The organism is Enterobacter sp. E12 (genome assembly GCF_014596715.2).
GTDB classification, from domain to species: Bacteria; Pseudomonadota; Gammaproteobacteria; order Enterobacterales; family Enterobacteriaceae; genus Enterobacter; species Enterobacter bugandensis.
On the sequence record NZ_CP115601.1, the window covers coordinates 2,131,591 to 2,148,679 of the forward strand.

General features: G+C 56.6%; 17 protein-coding genes. 6 read left to right on the forward strand and 11 right to left on the reverse strand.

Going from position 1 to position 17,089, the window contains the following annotated elements:
- Positions 1–5: 5 nt before the first annotated feature.
- Positions 6–770 (reverse strand): gamma-glutamyl-gamma-aminobutyrate hydrolase, encoded by a 765-nt coding sequence (gene puuD, locus IB212_RS10190; protein ID WP_041912017.1) that lies wholly within the window; start codon positions 768–770, stop codon positions 6–8.
- A gap of 214 nt (positions 771–984) precedes the next feature.
- Here puuD and IB212_RS10195 point away from each other — a divergent pair, with 214 nt between their 5' ends.
- Positions 985–2,403, forward strand: coding sequence for a glutamine synthetase family protein (locus IB212_RS10195; protein ID WP_024909135.1), 1,419 nt, complete (start codon positions 985–987; stop codon positions 2,401–2,403).
- A gap of 356 nt (positions 2,404–2,759) precedes the next feature.
- On the forward strand, positions 2,760–4,151 hold the full coding sequence (locus IB212_RS10200) for an APC family permease (RefSeq protein WP_041910246.1): 1,392 nt from the start codon (positions 2,760–2,762) through the stop codon (positions 4,149–4,151).
- 63 nt (positions 4,152–4,214) lie between these two features.
- Here the strand turns inward: IB212_RS10200 and IB212_RS10205 are convergent, their stop codons facing one another.
- Positions 4,215–5,468, reverse strand: coding sequence for an MFS transporter (locus IB212_RS10205; RefSeq protein WP_041912016.1), 1,254 nt, complete (start codon positions 5,466–5,468; stop codon positions 4,215–4,217).
- 121 nt (positions 5,469–5,589) lie between these two features.
- On the opposite strand from IB212_RS10205, the gene IB212_RS10210 reads away from it, so the two are divergent.
- From IB212_RS10210 to bioD, 3 genes are all read left to right on the forward strand, one after another.
- Positions 5,590–6,486, forward strand: a complete 897-nt coding sequence (locus tag IB212_RS10210; protein ID WP_048961364.1) for a LysR family transcriptional regulator — start codon at positions 5,590–5,592, stop codon at positions 6,484–6,486.
- 129 nt (positions 6,487–6,615) lie between these two features.
- A complete protein-coding gene (mlc, locus tag IB212_RS10215) occupies positions 6,616–7,836 on the forward strand; it encodes a sugar metabolism global transcriptional regulator Mlc (RefSeq protein ID WP_041910244.1) in 1,221 nt (406 codons plus the stop codon).
- Positions 7,837–7,966: 130 nt separating this feature from the next.
- On the forward strand, positions 7,967–8,662 hold the full coding sequence (gene bioD / locus IB212_RS10220) for a dethiobiotin synthase (protein WP_028012980.1): 696 nt from the start codon (positions 7,967–7,969) through the stop codon (positions 8,660–8,662).
- Here the strand turns inward: bioD and clcB are convergent.
- The 7 genes from clcB to IB212_RS10255 all read right to left on the reverse strand — a co-directional run bounded on the left by clcB (position 8,597) and on the right by IB212_RS10255 (position 15,236).
- Complete coding sequence (clcB, locus tag IB212_RS10225) at positions 8,597–9,907, reverse strand: voltage-gated ClC-type chloride channel ClcB (RefSeq protein ID WP_060572970.1); 1,311 nt, start codon at positions 9,905–9,907, stop codon at positions 8,597–8,599. The two genes, bioD and clcB, sit on opposite strands and share 66 nt — an antisense overlap.
- A gap of 102 nt (positions 9,908–10,009) precedes the next feature.
- Positions 10,010–11,158, reverse strand: a complete 1,149-nt coding sequence (osmV, locus tag IB212_RS10230; protein ID WP_041910239.1) for an osmoprotectant ABC transporter ATP-binding protein OsmV — start codon at positions 11,156–11,158, stop codon at positions 10,010–10,012.
- The gene (osmW, locus tag IB212_RS10235) at positions 11,158–11,805 is read right to left on the reverse strand and encodes an osmoprotectant ABC transporter permease OsmW (protein WP_028012983.1); all 648 of its coding nucleotides are present in this window, start codon (positions 11,803–11,805) and stop codon (positions 11,158–11,160) included. Before osmW ends, osmV begins: the two co-directional genes overlap by 1 nt.
- An 8-nt stretch (positions 11,806–11,813) precedes the next feature.
- Positions 11,814–12,713: an osmoprotectant ABC transporter substrate-binding protein OsmX gene (osmX, locus tag IB212_RS10240; protein WP_041910236.1), complete on the reverse strand. Its 900-nt coding sequence runs from the start codon at positions 12,711–12,713 to the stop codon at positions 11,814–11,816.
- 18 nt (positions 12,714–12,731) lie between these two features.
- Positions 12,732–13,442: an osmoprotectant ABC transporter permease OsmY gene (gene osmY, locus IB212_RS10245; protein ID WP_041910234.1), complete on the reverse strand. Its 711-nt coding sequence runs from the start codon at positions 13,440–13,442 to the stop codon at positions 12,732–12,734.
- 277 nt (positions 13,443–13,719) lie between these two features.
- Positions 13,720–14,457 (reverse strand): YoaK family protein, encoded by a 738-nt coding sequence (locus IB212_RS10250; protein WP_041912015.1) that lies wholly within the window; start codon positions 14,455–14,457, stop codon positions 13,720–13,722.
- Positions 14,458–14,612: 155 nt separating this feature from the next.
- On the reverse strand, positions 14,613–15,236 hold the full coding sequence (locus IB212_RS10255) for a glutathione S-transferase family protein (RefSeq protein WP_041910232.1): 624 nt from the start codon (positions 15,234–15,236) through the stop codon (positions 14,613–14,615).
- A 251-nt stretch (positions 15,237–15,487) separates the two neighbouring features.
- Between IB212_RS10255 and catA the strand changes: the two genes are divergently transcribed.
- Positions 15,488–16,153, forward strand: coding sequence for a type A chloramphenicol O-acetyltransferase (catA, locus tag IB212_RS10260; RefSeq protein ID WP_041910230.1), 666 nt, complete (start codon positions 15,488–15,490; stop codon positions 16,151–16,153).
- Positions 16,154–16,217: 64 nt separating this feature from the next.
- Here the strand turns inward: catA and IB212_RS10265 are convergent, their stop codons facing one another.
- Positions 16,218–16,508, reverse strand: coding sequence for a YebG family protein (locus IB212_RS10265; RefSeq protein WP_028012989.1), 291 nt, complete (start codon positions 16,506–16,508; stop codon positions 16,218–16,220).
- 69 nt (positions 16,509–16,577) lie between these two features.
- On the reverse strand, positions 16,578–16,931 hold the full coding sequence (locus IB212_RS10270) for a helix-turn-helix domain-containing protein (protein ID WP_028012990.1): 354 nt from the start codon (positions 16,929–16,931) through the stop codon (positions 16,578–16,580).
- Positions 16,932–17,089 lie beyond the last annotated feature (158 nt).

Here is a 17,089-nt window from a genome sequence, read left to right on the forward strand (position 1 = left end):
AGTGGTCAAAGCCGCTGCTTCTCGGCAATGTGGCTTTGACAGGCGGTGATAAAACCATCAAACAACATACGTGAGAGGGCGTACTCGCTGCTGTTCCATTCGGGGTGCCATTGCACGCCGAGGGCAAAAGGGTGGTCATGAACGCTGACCGCTTCGACCAGCCCGTCCGTCGAACGGGCCTCCACGCGAAGCCGTGGTCCTAACGATCGTGCACCTTGCCCGTGTAACGAGTTTACCCAAAATGTGTTACAGCCTGGTATTAATTGAGACAGCAGTCCTCCCTCCTGAACCTGAACCTCATGAGAAGGGGCGTATTGTAGCTCAACCGGCAGTTCAGGATCTTCCCGGTGTTCAAGCAGGTCGTTCTGCTCGAACAGGCGGCGATACAGCGTCCCTCCCGTCGCAACAACCAGTTCCTGCAGCCCCCGGCAGATGGCGAAAATGGGGATGCGCCTTTCGAGCGCGGCGGCAATCAGCGCCATACTCAGAAGATCTCGCCCGGGATCGGCGTCAGGCTCATCGCCGTTTTCACCATAAAGGTGCGGCTGCACGTTACTTGGGCTGCCCGGCAGGTAAATCCCGTCCAGGGTTGGCAGCAGAGCGGTAAGTAGCTCTGGCTCTGCCAGCGCATGGGGTAAGGCAATCGGTAAGCCCCCCGCGTTAATAATGGCATTCAGGTACTTTTCTTGCAGGGTCTGGGTCTCATGACCCTTAAGCCTGTTTCTGCACATCACTACGCCAATAACTGGCTTGTTCATTATATTTTCCATGATCGCCCTCACAAAGTGGACTAAATTTAGGCCATTCTCGCCTGTGAAACGGCCTTTTCGTTCAATATTTTCTCAATCTAGCAATGGGATCTGCCTTTTGCAAACTTAATTTAACATTTGACAAACAATTTGTTTGCATACAGATTCGATAGGGTGGACATTATATTTGACAGTCCAGAGCAGCGAACGCAAATCCCAAAAACGGTGGTAAATCATGGAAACCAATATCGTAGAAGTTGAGAACTTTGTGCAGCACACGGATGAGAGGCGGGGCAGCGCCTTTACGCAGGAAGTGAAGCGCTATTTAGAAAAGTATCCTGACACCCAGTTTATTGATGTCCTCCTGACCGACCTGAACGGCTGTTTTCGCGGCAAGCGCATCCCGGTTGCCGGACTGAGCAAGCTTGAAAAAGGCTGCTATTTCCCGGCATCGGTTTTCGCCATGGACATTTTAGGTAACGTCGTGGAAGAGGCGGGCCTGGGGCAGGAGCTCGGCGAGCCGGACTGTATCTGCGTGCCGGTACCGGGTACCCTGACGCCGTCCGCCGCCGACCCGGAATACATTGGTCAGGTGCAGCTCACCATGGTCGATGAAGATGGCGCTCCCTTTGACGTTGAGCCGCGGAACGTACTCAACCGACTCTGGCAGCAGCTGCGCCAGCGCGGTCTGTTCCCCGTGGTAGCGGTAGAGCTGGAGTTCTATTTACTTGACCGTAAGCGCGATGCCGACGGCTATCTGCAGCCACCCTGCGCGCCGGGCACCGACGTACGCAACACGCAGAGCCAGGTCTACTCGGTTGATAACCTGAACCACTTTGCTGACGTGCTGAACGACATTGACGAACTGGCGCAGCTGCAGCTGATCCCCGCCGACGGGGCCGTGGCTGAGGCCTCCCCGGGCCAGTTTGAGATAAACCTGCACCATACGGAAAACGTGCTCGACGCCTGCGATGATGCGCTGGCGCTAAAACGTCTCGTCAGGCAGATGGCGGAAAAACATAAGATGCACGCCACGTTTATGGCAAAGCCGTATGAAGAGCATGCGGGCAGCGGGATGCATATTCACATCAGCATGCAAAACAACCGAGGCGAAAACGTGCTCGCAGACGCCAGCGGCGAGGATTCCGCGCTGCTGAAACGCGCGCTGGCCGGGATGATCGATCTGATGCCAGCGTCCATGGCGCTGCTGGCGCCGAACGTCAACTCCTACCGCCGCTTCCAGCCGGGAATGTACGTACCGACGCAGGCGTCATGGGGACACAATAATCGCACCGTTGCCCTGCGTATCCCCTGCGGCGATCGCCATAACCATCGGGTCGAGTACCGCGTGGCGGGAGCAGACGCGAACCCGTATCTGGTGATGGCGGCGATTTTTGCCGGCATTCTGCACGGGCTGGATAACGATTTGCCCCTGCAGGAAGAAGTGGAAGGCAATGGTCTGGAGCAGGACGGACTGCCGTTCCCGATTCGTCAGAGCGATGCGCTGTGGGAATTTATGCAAAACGATCACCTCCGCGAGCGGCTGGGCGAACGTTTCTGCCACGTCTATCACGCCTGTAAAAACGATGAATTACTGCAGTTTGAACGCCTGATTACCGAAACGGAAATTGAGTGGATGCTGAAAAACGCCTGATGACGAGCCCCGGTAAGGGGCCGCTTTGTTTCATCGCATACGTATCACCAAACGGCCTGCGCGGAGCCTGGCCGAAACGTTCGCTGGCACGCCAGCTATCTCCCGGGAGTCGCGTTATGGAGCGCAGGCGGCACAGGGACTTTCTTAACGACACTGTGTGACGAGGTAGGAAATGATGCAGATGTTCAACTATCCGCAGGGCGAAGGGGGCCAGTCAGGCGCCTGCTGTGAGTGCGAGCGAGAGACGCTGCGCTGGTACGATCGCGTATGTTCTTTACAACTTCCCCCTTTGCTAAGCAGGTTTGCGTTACGGTCAACGCGATTGCAAACCACGGTAAGCATGGGGGGGATGGTTTATGGCGACTAACACCTCTCTTGACTCGCCGCGCATGGCCGGAAGAACCCGGCTGCGCAGTTCCCTCAAGCTCTGGCAGGTGGTCATGATGGGGCTGGCTTACCTCACTCCCATGACCGTGTTTGATACCTTCGGCATTGTGTCCGGTATCAGCAATGGCCACGTGCCCGCCTCGTATCTGCTGGCGCTGGCGGGCGTCATGTTTACCGCCATCAGCTACGGCAAACTGGTACGACAGTTCCCGGAAGCGGGCTCCGCGTATACCTACACGCAGAAATCGATCGGCCCCCACCTGGGGTTTATGGTCGGCTGGTCATCCCTGCTGGACTATCTCTTCCTGCCGATGATCAACGTGCTGCTGGCGAAGATCTACCTTTCCGCATTGTTCCCTGAAGTCCCGCCCTGGGTCTGGGTGGTGGGGTTTGTGACGATCCTGACGCTGGCGAACCTGAAAAGCGTTAACCTGGTCGCCAACTTTAACACTCTGTTTGTGCTGGTGCAGGTCGCCATCATGGTGGTCTTTGTCATACTGGTAGTGCATGGACTGCACAAGGGGGAGGGGGTTGGCACCGTCTGGTCGCTCCAGCCGTTTATCAGCGAGAACGCGCACCTGCTTCCTATCATTACCGGCGCGACTATCGTCTGCTTCTCTTTCCTCGGCTTTGACGCAGTCACCACGCTGTCGGAAGAGACGCCAAACGCGGCGCGGGTTATTCCCAAAGCCATTTTCCTGACCGCACTGTATGGCGGGCTGATATTTATTGTTGCCTCGTTTTTCATGCAGCTCTTTTTCCCGACGATCGCGCGTTTCAAGAACCCGGACGCCGCGCTGCCGGAAATTGCGCTGTACGTGGGCGGCAAGCTCTTCCAGTCGGTGTTTCTGTGTACCACGTTTGTGAATACGCTCGCTTCAGGCCTGGCCTCGCACGCCAGCGTCTCACGCTTGTTGTATGTGATGGGGCGTGACAACGTCTTTCCGGAGCGGGTGTTTGGCTACGTGCATCCGAAATGGCGCACTCCGGCCCTGAACGTCATTATGGTTGGGATAGTGGCGCTGTCGGCCCTGTACTTTGATCTGGTGACCGCGACGGCGCTGATCAACTTTGGCGCGCTGGTGGCGTTTACGTTTGTTAATCTCTCGGTTTACAACCATTTCTGGCGGCGTAAGGGGCTGAACAAAACGTGGAAAGATCGGCTCCACTATTTCCTGCTACCACTCATTGGTGCCGCAACGGTCGGCGTGCTGTGGGTAAACCTCGAAGCGACGTCCCTGACGCTTGGCCTCATCTGGGCGGCACTGGGTGTCCTTTACCTGACCTGGCTCACGCGCCGCTTCCGAAAACCGCCTCCGCAGTTTGAAGCCGGTAAGATAGAGCAGGCCTGGGATTCCTGAACGTGAAACGGCACCAGTAAGCTGGTGCCGTTTATCTGGATCGGGCATCAGCCCGCAGGATGATTATCTCAGGCATTTATGAAGGCTTGCGCCCACCAGCAGTGCGGCACAGAGCATCAGCGCGATAAATCCGCCCACGCCGTTCCAGCCGTAGTGATGCCAGAACACGCCGCCCAGCGTCCCGGCGATGCTTGAGCCCAGATAATAGCTAAACAGATACAGCGACGATGCCTGGCCTTTGGCGCGACGCGCGCGCGGGCCAATCCAGCTGCTGGCGACGGAGTGAGCGGCGAAGAAGCCTGCGGAGAAGAGCAGCATCCCGGCAAAGATAAGCCACAGGGAAGAGAAAAGCGTCAGCAGCAGGCCGAGCAGCATCACCGCGGTAAACACCAGCATCACCGGCCCGCGGCCAAAGCGTGCCGTCATCGCCCCGGCTTTCGGCGAGCTCCACGTACCGGTGAGATAGGCCACGGAAAGCAAACCCACAACGGCCTGATTCAGATGCCACGGCGAGAGCATCAGCCGGTAGCCAATATAGTTAAACAGCGTCACGAAGGAACCCATCAGCAGGAATCCCATCAGAAACAGTCGCGGTAAACCTTTGTCACGCCAGTGCAGGCGGAAGTTGATAAACAGCGTTTTCGGGCGCAGAGACGTCGGGCGAAAATGGCGCGATTCCGGCAGGATTTTCCAGAACATCAGGGCCGATGCCAGCGCAAAACACCCGATCACCGCCAGCGCAATGCGCCAGCTAAAGAAGTCCGTGAATACCCCGCTCAGCAGACGCCCGCTCATGCCGCCAATCGAGTTCCCGCTGATGTACAGCCCCATCGAAAAGGCGACGAAGCTCGGGTGGATCTCCTCGCTGAGATAGGTCATCCCGACTGCCGCCACGCCGCTGAGCGAGAGCCCGATCAGCGCGCGCATCATCAAAATGCCGTGCCAGCTGGTCATCATTGTCGAGAGTAACGTACAGACCGAGGCCAGCATCAGGGCGGTTACCATCACCTGTTTACGGCCAATGGCGTCGGAGAGCGGGCCGGTAAAAAGCAGGCCAATTGCCAGCATCCCGGTTGAAATGGAAAGCGAAACGCTGCTGCTGGCAGGCGATACGCCAAACTCGTGGGAGAGAACGGGCAGGATCGGCTGAACGCAGTAAAGCAGGGCAAACGTTGCCAGACCGGCGGAAAAGAGCGCCAGCGTGACGCGCATAAACTGGGGGGTACCACGTTTGATGAACTGAACCGGCTGCGATGCTACAGGCAAATCATTAATATCTCTGGCCGGCTCGATATCAATGGTAGATGTACGACTCACACAGTTTCCTTGCTTAAACATCCCCGTGATTTCTGGTGACGGGTATGACCACCTCTTCAGGGTAGGAAAATGTAAATATTCTGTCTAATATATTAATAATCTCAAATGATACTTTAGAAATATGAATATCGAGCTGCGTCATCTTCGCTACTTTGTCGCCGTCGCCGAAGAGCTGCATTTTGGCCGCGCGGCGGCACGGCTGAACATTTCTCAGCCGCCCTTAAGCCAGCAGATTCAAATCCTCGAACAGCAGGTCGGGGCGCGTCTTCTGGCCCGCACCAACCGCAGCGTGAGCCTGACGGCAGCGGGTAAGCAGTTTCTGATCGACAGCCGACAAATTCTGAGCATGGTCGACGACGCCGCTGCCCGGGCGGAACGGCTCTATCTTGGGGAGGCCGGAGAACTGCGGATCGGGTTTACCTCGTCCGCGCCGTTTATCAGCGCCGTCTCGCAGACGCTTTCGTCATTCCGCCGTCATTTTCCGGACGTGCATATTCAGACGCGCGAAATTAATACCCGCGAGCAGATTGCGCCGCTTAACGAAGGTGCGCTCGATCTGGGGCTGATGCGTAATACCCAGCTGCCGGACACGCTGGCGTGGGAGGTTATCCTGCGCGAACCGCTGATGGCCATGATCCCGAACGATCACCCGCTGGCGTCGCGTCCGGCGGTTTCGCTGGCGGAGCTGGCAAAAGAGCCGTTTGTCTTTTTTGACCCGCAGGTCGGGACGGGCCTGTATGACGATATTCTGGGGCTGATGCGCCGCTACGATCTGGCGCCGGTCATTACCCAGGAAGTGGGAGAGGCGATGACCATTATCGGCCTGGTCGCCGCCGGGCTGGGCGTGTCGATACTCCCGGCCTCCTTTAAGCGGGTACAGCTGCGTGAGATGCGCTGGGTTACTATCGCCGAGGAGGATGCCGTTTCGGAGATGTGGCTGGTGTGGTCAAAACATCGCGAACAGAGTCATGCTGCCCAGCGCTTCAAACAGCGGTTAATCCAGGCTTCCGCGGTCTGATATTTCCCTGGAAAACGGGTAAAAATGTGCAGTAAATCACAAGGCTAAGTAAATATTTGACGACACCCATGGAAGTGCTTCACCATAGCCAACAGTTTATTTCGAAGCTCGAAAATAAGGGAGTACGAGGTGGTTGCTGATAGTCAGCCAGGGCATATTGATCAGATTAAGCAGACCAACGCTGGCGCGGTGTATCGCCTGATTGATCAGCTTGGTCCGGTTTCGCGTATCGATCTGTCGCGCCTGGCACAGCTGGCACCTGCCAGTATCACCAAAATTGTCCGCGAAATGCTGGAAGCGCACCTGGTCCAGGAGACGGAAATTCAGGAGCCGGGCAGCCGTGGTCGTCCGGCGGTCGGCCTGGTGGTCGAGACGGAAGCCTGGCACTACCTCTCGCTGCGCATCAGCCGCGGAGAGATCTTCCTTGCACTACGCGATCTCAGCAGCAAGCTGGTGGTGGAAGACCGCCTTGAGCTGCCGCTCAACGCCGAGGAACCGCTTCTCGATGCGATTGTCTCCCATATCGATCGCTTCTTTATTCGCCATCAGCAGCGGCTTGAACGCTTAACGGCGATTGCCATCACCATGCCCGGCATTATTGATACCGAAAATGGTATTGTTCACCGCATGCCGTTTTACGACGATGTTAAAGAGATGCCGCTGGGCGAAGTGCTGGAAAACCATACCGGCGTGCCGGTCTATATTCAGCACGACATTAGCGCCTGGACGATGGCGGAAGCGCTGTTTGGCGCGTCGCGCGGTGCGCGGGATGTCATTCAGGTGGTCATCGACCATAACGTCGGGGCGGGGGTGATCACCGACGGACGGCTTCTCCACGCCGGGAGCAGCAGCCTGGTGGAAATTGGCCATACCCAGGTCGACCCGTACGGTAAACGCTGCTACTGCGGGAACCACGGCTGTCTGGAGACGATCGCCAGCGTGGAAAGCGTGCTCGAACTGGCGCAGGTGAGGCTCAGTCAGTCCATGAGCTCCTCGCTTCACGGCCAACCCTTAACGGTGGATTCCCTTTGCGCCGCCGCGCGTCAGGGGGATCTGCTGGCGAAGGACATTATTACCGGGGTGGGTAATAACGTAGGCCGCATTCTGGCGATTATGGTGAACCTCTTCAATCCGCAAAAAATCCTGATCGGCTCACCGCTCAGCCAGGCGGCGGAGATCCTTTTTCCGGCGATTACGGCCTGTATTCAGCAGCAGTCGCTTCCCGCCTACAGCAGAAATATTGCGGTAGAAAGTACCCAGTTTTCCAACCAGGGCACAATGGCCGGCGCGGCGCTGGTCAAAGATGCCATGTACAACGGCTCGCTGCTTATCCGCCTGTTACAGGGTTAACTCTTTTCCGCAGATGTAAGAAAAATTGCGCTATCTCAAGCCGGGTAGCGCACGCATCCCGTAGACTTCCTCCACTGAATTATTTACCTGGTTGATATTTTCGAAGCATACCCAAGAGGTGGAGTGAGTCATGCTTAAGCGTTTCTTTGTTACTGGTACAGATACCTCTGTCGGCAAGACCGTTGTATCCCGCGCATTGCTGCAGGCTCTGACAGCAAGCGGTAAACGCGTCGCTGGGTACAAACCGGTCGCAAAAGGGAGTAAAGAGACGCCAGAGGGATTGCGAAATAAAGACGCCCTGGTGCTGCAAAGCGTCTCGTCGCTGGAACTACCTTATCACGCGGTCAATCCTATTGCGTTAAGCGAAGATGAAAGCAGCGTGGCGCACAGCGGCCCGATCAATTATTCCCTGTTATCCGACGGGCTGGCGAACCTGAGTGAGCAGGTCGATCACGTAGTCGTCGAAGGAACGGGCGGCTGGCGCAGCCTGATGAATGATTTACGCCCGCTGTCTGAATGGGTCGTGCAGGAGCAGCTGCCGGTAGTGATGGTGGTGGGGATCCAGGAAGGGTGTATCAACCACGCGCTGCTGACGGCGCAGGCGATTGCCAATGACGGCCTGCCGCTGGCTGGCTGGGTGGCAAACCGTATTAATCCAGGCCTCGCGCACTACGCGGAGATCATCGACGTACTGAGCACCAAACTGCCTGGCCCGCTGGTGGGCGAGCTGCCTTATCTGCCTCGCGCCGAGCAGCGCGAGCTAGCGCAGTACATCGATCTCTCTGCCCTCGGTGGCGTGTTGACCGTAGATCGAGTCGTGGCGTAACGTCCGCGACAGTACGGACGCTATCACGCAGGCGACCAGTAAACCGGGCAGTAAAAAATACTGCCCGGTCATTTCACAGACCATCAGCGCCGACATAATGGGTGCATGCGTGGTCGCAGCGAGCAGCGTTGCCATCCCGGCCAGCCCCAGCAACATGGCCGTCTCAGAACCCGGCAGCCACAGCGCGAAAAGCTGCGCGAACAGCATCCCCGTAGCCATACCGACAAACAGCGTTGGCGTAAATACCCCGCCCGGCGCACCCGAACCGCTGCTTGCCAGCACCGCCAGCAATTTACAGATGAACACGCCGGCAATCACCGACAGCAGCGGCGGGGCGAGCAGAAAAGCCTGAACCACGCTGTAGCCGTTCCCCCAAACCTTCGGCGTCAAAAGTGAAAGCAGCCCGACAATCAAGCCGCCGAGCGCCAGCTGCAACGGCGGCGAAAGCCTGAGGCGCAGGAAAAGCCCGTGGCTGAACGCCATCAGCCACATCAGCAGCGGTCCGCAGAGACCTGCCAGCAGCCCTATCGCAACCAGCAGGGCATAATCGGCCGCGGTGAGTATGCCGCTTAAATGGACCGCGTAGAGCGTGCCGGCACCCGGTGCCAGGAGTTGCGTCGTAAGAAGCGCCACCACCGCCGCAATCACCACGGGGCCGAGCGAGGCCAGCATCAGCGTGCCAAACAGAATCTCTGCAATGAACAGGCTTCCCGCTAACGGAGCATGGTAGGCGCTGGCCATCCCGGCGGCGGCGCCACAGGCGATCCAAAGCTTCCATTCCGATTTGGGCGTAAAGCGCCGGGCAAAAAAGGAGGCGGCGAGGGCGGCAAGCAGGATCATGGCCCCTTCGCGGCCGATGGCGCTTCCGCTGGCAACGACCAGCAGCGAAGCAAGAGATTTAACGAGGCTCGCGCCGTAGTCAAACTGACCGTCGCCGGTCTCCAGCGCTTCCATATAATCGGTGGGGGCATGAGGCCGCTGGGCAGTCAGGCGCTGCCATCCCCAGAGCAACAGCCCGGCAGCCAGCCCGCCCAGCGCGGGCGTCAGCGCGCGCCTCCAGGGGGAGAGCGACGCGGCGGCATTCACCAGGCTGCCGCTGTCGTTGCTCAGAAGCAGCCACTCCAGCAGGTACATGCTGTGGCGGAACACCGCAACGGCCAGCGCGGCCAGCACGCCGGTGACGGTTGCAATCAGGAGTCGGCGAAACATTGCGCGGATGTCGGGGTACGTATGAAGACGTTGCATGGGTCGCGAGTAAACGGGGACGATACAATATTGTGGCGGGAAATCGTGGGGTTAGCAAAAGGTATGCGTGCGAAAAAGCCGGGCGATGCCCGGCCGGAAAAATTAACTCTCGCTATGAATATTCAGCGCCCGGCGCGTACGCCCTGAACTGAGATACTCGGCAATATAATCCTGCGAAATCTCGCCGTTGTAGCGCCCGTCCTCATCCACGATCGGCATCCAGCTGGTGTTGCTCTCATACAGGCGTGATAGCACCACGCGCAGGTTGTCTTCGGCTTTGCCGGTCATGCGGAACGGATGCAGGATGTCGGCGCAGGTCCCGCTGGCGTTACGCGCTTCGCGACGCTTCACAAAGCCCAGCGGCTTGCCGTGCTCGTCAACCACGGTAATCGCGCGAATATCGTTATCATCCATGGTTGCAAAGGCTTCCGGGAGCGGAGTCGAACCCCGTACCGTAATGGTCGGCTGCTGGTCGGTGACGTCGCCGGCGGAAACCAGCAGCAGACGCTTCAGCGTGCGGTCCTGACCGACAAACGAGCCGACAAACTCGTTCGCCGGTTTCGCCAGCAGCTCGTCCGGGCTGGCGCACTGGACGATTTTCCCCTGACGGAATACCGCAATGCGGTCGCCGAGCTTCAGGGCTTCGTCGATATCGTGGCTCACCAGCATGACGGTTTTTTTCAGCTTGCGCTGCATCTCGAGGAACTGGTTCTGGATCACCTCACGGTTGATCGGGTCCACCGCGCCGAACGGTTCATCCATCAGCAGTACCGGAGGATCCGCCGCCAGGGCGCGAATAACGCCAATACGCTGCTGCTGGCCGCCGGACATCTCGCGCGGATAACGGTTGAGGAACTTGTGCGGATCCATTGCCACCATATCCATCAGCTCTTCGGCGCGGGCTTTGCAGCGCGTTTTATCCCAGCCCAGCATGCGCGGCACGACGGTGATGTTCTCTTCGATGGTCATGTTCGGGAACAGGCCAATCTGCTGGATCACGTAGCCGATGTTGCGGCGCAGGGTGACGGTGTCCATCCCGTTGGTGTCCTCGCCGTTAATCAGGATGTTTCCGCTGCTTGGGGTGATGAGGCGGTTAATCATCTTCAGGGTGGTGGTCTTTCCGCAGCCAGACGGGCCAAGCAGGACGCACATTTCCCCTTCGGGCACGTTCAGGTTGACGTTATCGACGGCCTTAAAGGTCTGGCCGTGCTTCTGTGAAAATTGTTTGGTGAGGTTTTCCAGTTTTATCATTATCGAATCCCCTTTGGAGTCAGAACCACCTGCAGACGGTGCAGCAGCCAGTCGAGCACAATCGCTAAGAGACAGATCATCAGCGCGCCCGCAATCAACATACGAATATCGCTTCCGCCGATGCCGTTAAGCAGCAGCAGGCCAAGTCCGCCCGCGCCAATCACGGCGGCAATCGCCATCACGCCGATGTTCATCACCACGGCGGTGCGGATCCCGCCGAAAATCACCGGCAGCGCCATCGGAATTTCCACCCAGCGCAGACGCTGCCAGAACGTCATGCCGATGCCGCGTCCGGCTTCGCGCAGGCCCGGCGGCAGGCTGTCGAGCGCCGTGTGGGTGTTACGCACGATCGGCAGCAGCGAGTAGAGAAACACCGCCGTGATTGCGGGCAGGGCGCCAATCCCCTGACCGATCAGCGAAAACAGCGGGATCATCAGGCCAAACAGGGCAATGGACGGGATGGTCAACACGATGGTGGCAATCCCCAGCACCGGCGTCGCCAGCCACTTGTGGCGCACAATCAAAATGCCCAGCGGGACGCCGATGATAATCGCTAAGCCCACGGCCAGCGCCACCAGCCACAGATGCTGCAGCGTCAGGGTTAACAGATAGTCCCAGTTGTCCAGAATGTAGTGAACGGTATCCATAGCGCCTCCTACAGCAGCTGTTTGCTACGCAGGAAATCGCGGGCGACCTGCTGCGGTGACTGATGGTCAATATCCACCTTCTTGTTCAGCTCGGTGATAACGTCGTTGTTGAGCTGGGCCGAGAGGGTATTGAGCGCCTCTTCCAGACCGGGATTGGCCTCCAGGGTGTCCTTGCGCACCACCGGGGTGACCGCGTAGCTCGGGAAGAAGCCTTTATCATCTTCCAGCACTTTGAGATCAAAGCCCTTCACGCGCCCGTCGGTGGTATAAACCAGCCCGGCGTCGACGAAGCCGTCGCGCACGGCGTTATAGACCAGACCCGGGTCCATCTGGCGGATTTGCGGACGGTCCAGATCCATCTTATAGGCCTCCTGCAGTGGCTTCATGCCGTCACTGCGCCCGGCAAATTCAAGGTCTAAGCCCAGCAGCCAGTTTTTGTCTGGGTTGGTTTTGCGAACCTGTTCAATTTTCGCCACCATCTCCGACATGGTGTTGATATGCTCCGCCTCGGCGCGCTTGCGCTGCATGGCGAAGGCGTAGGTGTTGTTCATGTCGGCGGGTTTGAGCCACACCAGACCGTGCTTCGCATCCAGGCGCTTCACCGTCTCCCAGGACTCCTGCGGCGACATGCGCTTGTTGATGTGGTTGAAGATGATCAGCGACGTGCCGGTGTACTCCCAGGTCATATCAATCTGCTTGTTGATCATCGCGTTGCGGGAGATCACCGTGGCGATATTGGTTTTTGGCTGAACCTGAAAACCTTTCTTTTGCAGGTACTGTACGGTCATCGCCGAGAGAATGTGCTGCTCGGTAAAGCTCTTGGTCGCCAGAATCAGCGGGGCTGCCATCGCCTGGCCGGTGAACAGCGCCGCGGCACACAGCGCCGCCAGGCTGGATATCAGTCTCATAAAAGCTCCTTGTTATTGTTATCGAGCGAGATGGGGACTCATCACGCGACCCAGCGCCGCCAGCAGGGTGTCGAGGATCAGGGCGAACAGGGCGGTGGCCGCCGCGCCGAGGATCAGGGTCGGGAAATCGTTCAGGTAAATGCCCGGGAAAATCAGCTCGCCGTAGCTGCTGGCGCCAATCAGAAACGCCAGCGGCGCGGTACCGACGTTAATGGCGGTGGCGATGCGGATCCCCGAGAGCATAACCGGCCAGGCGTTGGGCAGCTCAACCTGGCGCAGGCGCTGCCATTTGGTCATCCCAATCCCGTTTGCCGCTTCCAGCAGCGACAACGGGACCGAGCACAGCCCGGCGTAGGTATTGCGCACAATCGGCAGCAGCGAGGCGAGGAACAGGGCGATGATGGCAGGCGTATCGCCGATACCAATCACCACCATCGCCAGCGCCAGCACGGCCAGCGGCGGCAGGGTGTTGCCGACATTAAAGATTTGCATCACGTATTCGGCGACGCCCCGCGCGGCCGGACGGCTCAGCAGAATACCGGCCGGAATGCCCACCAGCAGGGCAAAAAACATCGACGAGAAAACCAGAATCATGTGCTGTTGCCCGAGGTAGACCAGGTCAACCTGACGCGCCTTGATTGTCTCAAGCCCGATTCCCCAGACGAGGAGGGCGAGGACCACGAGAATGGCGCCGACAAACAGCAGCGAGCGTTTGAGTAATGGGTGCATTGCGGTGTGTCTCCCTGTGCGCATGCGTTATAGCAACCACCGGTTGCCTGTTGTTATGCCATGTTTCGGCAGGGGTAATTGACCTATAGCAAGCGTTTGGGAAGGGTTCCAGCGAAGGGGGGAAATCAGTAACCCTATGAAATTAGTGACAACCTTAATTAAAGCCTTATGGCGTAAGGGCTGGTTGCGTGCCGGGCAGAATAGTCCTAAAGCGAATTTTAAATAGTGACAGTGTCACATATCAGAAGGCGCCCTTACGCCGAGAGTCGTTCGTTATTTAGATAGAGGCACGAACCCGGCGAACGCGAACCGAGATGCTAATGATAGAAAAAATGGCAACAATCGCGAGCAGCAGCCCAAGCGCCAGCATGGCGTTAAACCCAATCCATCTGAACAGCAGCAGCCCAGCAATCCCTCCGCTCATAAACGAGAAAATAGTGGTTAAGTGAGTTTTCAGCTGACTTTTTTGTGCCGCGGTATCCTTCGAGTAATCCCTGCGAAGCATCGCCACCAGCACGGAGGCCAGTGATATGCCTGCATCCGTTAGCGTGCCGGTAATGTGCGTCGATCTCACCCGCCCTCCGGAGAGCTGCGTGGAGGTTGAATTATGAATGCCCATCAGGCCGCACAGAAAAATAATAATCTCGCGGTTGCTCGTGAGGGCGTGGAAATACATCTCGTAGAGAGAGATGCCGGTCAATAGTACCCCCTCGACAAAAAGGATTTGGCAAAAAACCAGCCTGATATTGTGGATAATGCCCCAGAGTACAATAAGACGAGCAAGGATGGCGCCGGTGACAAAAGAGAGAATAATCGAGCCAAAGAAAATCATATCGCTCAGATCGGTGGAGGAGACTTCGCTGGATAATTGTGAGGTATTGCCGGTCATGTGAGAGGGGAAAAAGCCAAATGCCCCAAGGGCGATGGCGTTAAGCAAACCTGCCGAGGTCGCCAGCCAGAGGGCAAGCCGACGATCCTCCTTATGCGTTCGTTCTTTCTTGAGTCTAATCAGCAAGAATACCTCCGGGTTGAGCTTTGCCTGAATAGTCAGGCTAGCAAAGCGGTGCAATGGGCTGTCCAGGATATGGCTTAATTATTATTCCCTCTGACGCCATTCAGGGTTTAGTAATTAAATAAAATATCCTTACTCAAGGTGTGGGCGTAAATAATTTATATCATGCCGTTATTGCCGTGACGCAAAAACGCCGGGCGCTGGTTGAGGCGCTCATACCAGGCCTCAATCGCCGGCACGTGGGGCTTGTCAAACGGCGTCATCTTCCAGCGATTCACCGACAGCCCAAGCACCACGTCCGCAAGGGTAAACGTCTCGCCCGCCGCAAAGGCCCCGGTGCGCTGCAGCTGGTTTTCCAGAATGGTGATGCAGTGGTTCCACTCTTTTATTCCCGCCGCAATGCGCGCAGGGTCGTTAAAGTCCGGGTTTTTTCGTCCCAGTGCCGGGAAGACATAGCGCCAGGCGTTATTGAATTCAGTTGCCTGCCAGTCCATCCAGCGCTCAACGTTGGCGCAGGCCTGCGGCTCTGCAGGCAGCAGATCGTGACGTCCGGCCTTGCGCACCAGATAGCGGCAGATGGCGTTGGACTCCCACAGCACGAAATCGTCATCCATCAGCACCGGCACCATGGCGTTGGGGTTCAGCGCGCGGAAGTCATCCGTCTCTGTTGAGGCAAAACCGCTGCCGTAGTCTTCCTGCAGGTAAGGGATGCCCGCTTCTTCACAGGTCCAGAGCACTTTACGAACGTTGATGGAGGTGGTTTTACCGAGGATGTTAATCATGACGCCGTTTCTCTTCAGGGGGATTAATCATTTAAAAACAATACACCCTTTGCGCGAAGAGGGAGGGATAATATTGAGTGAGTAGTGCGCTGTACGGGCAGGTCAGCGCGTTTTAAGCGGAAACGTTACGTCTTCAGGGTGCGTAATGGCGGTTATTCCGCGCCGTTTTCTCCAGAGGCGCCTGCTTGCTTAATGCCTGGAAAAAATTTAGGCTAACCTCAGAGATATGCTTGCTCATTAAAGGCTTAGAAATGGAAAAAATAACCCCTGAATATACGTCCGTTGACTTATCTCGTTGGGCAAGGAAGGAACATTTTGAGATTTTTCAGGGGTTCGCTCAGTCGACGTTTAACCAGACGGTTTTAATCGATATTACTGCGCTGTTAAAACATATCAAAGCGGTCGGCTGGAAATTTTACCCGACTATTATTTTTCTCATTTCGAAAATCGTCAACAGTCATCCGGAGTTCCGTATGGCCATGAAGGACAATGAGCTTATTATATGGAACGAAGTTCATCCAAACTATACCATTTTTCATAATGAAACAGAGACCTTTTCATCATTATGGAGCCATTATGATGGCAATATTCAGCACTTCCAGAAGACCTACGCTGAAGACATTGCGCGCTACGGTAATAATCTTGCTTATTGGCCTAAGGACGAATCCAGGGAAAATATCTTTTTCATATCGGGTATTCCCTGGGTGAGTTTTACCAGCTTTAACGTCAACGTTGCGCACATGAAGAACTTTTTTGCCCCTATGTTTACGCTTGGAAAATACCATGAACAAGATGGCAAAGTATTATTGCCCCTTGCCGTTCAGGTTCATCATTCCGTGTGCGATGGTTTCCATGTGGCAAGACTGTACAATGAACTACAAGAGATGATTGATGCCTTGCCGCAATCCGGCGCGTGACGTTAATAAAAAAGCCGCAAGCAGCATGCTGCTTGCGGCGCCAGGCTCGGTGACGATGTGGCAATCAGGCAGCTTTTACCGCTCTGATTTTTTTACTGTCAGCCGCAGGGGCATCGAGAGCAGGGAGCTTGCTGGTGCGCAGAATATGCTGCACGGTCTCTTTCTGCTCGGCGAGATACAGACCAAGATTTTCAGCCTGCGTTTCATCCATCTGCATTCCGCTTTGCAACAGCCAGTCGGTGAACGCGTCTGCCATATCGAGCAGCTTGTCGTGAGCGTCAGCCTCTTTCTTACTGGCAAATGTCATTTTCTCTTCACCTTTTCTTACGACAACATATTTTATTTCAACAGCCATCACGCACCTCTCATACTGTATTTATATACAGTATAACAGCTTCGGGATGATGTTGCAGTAAAAAGTGAGCTACTGGTGCATCGGCTGCGTTTCACGGCCGCCGATACTGCGTCGCCATGCGCCAGGTGCCTGACCGAATTGGCGCTTAAAGCTGCGGTTGAACGACTGCTGAGAGTCAAACCCGAGCGCGATTGCCACGTTCAGGATGGGCTCATCGCTGTGGGCTAAGCGCTCAACCGATTTTTGCAGCTTTTGCGCGCGAATATAGCCGGCGAGGGGATAGCCCGTGTGCTCTTTAAACAGGCGCTGGAGGTGCCATTTCGAGTAGCCGGAGCGCCTGGAGACGGTCTCAATGTCCAGGCGACTGTCGAGGTTGTTATCAATCCAGTCGAGTAAATCATGCATAAATGCGCCAGTGTTCATCAGGTTTCCCCCACGCAGCGATAGAAAGGTATCTTTGTCTGTTGCATTTTAAGGTGGCCTGGTTTCACGATAATTGCAAGTTTTATTGTTGCATTTAAATCCTTGCCCGAAACGGGCCTTTTATCGCCGCCTCAAATAGCACATAAAGTGCAACAATT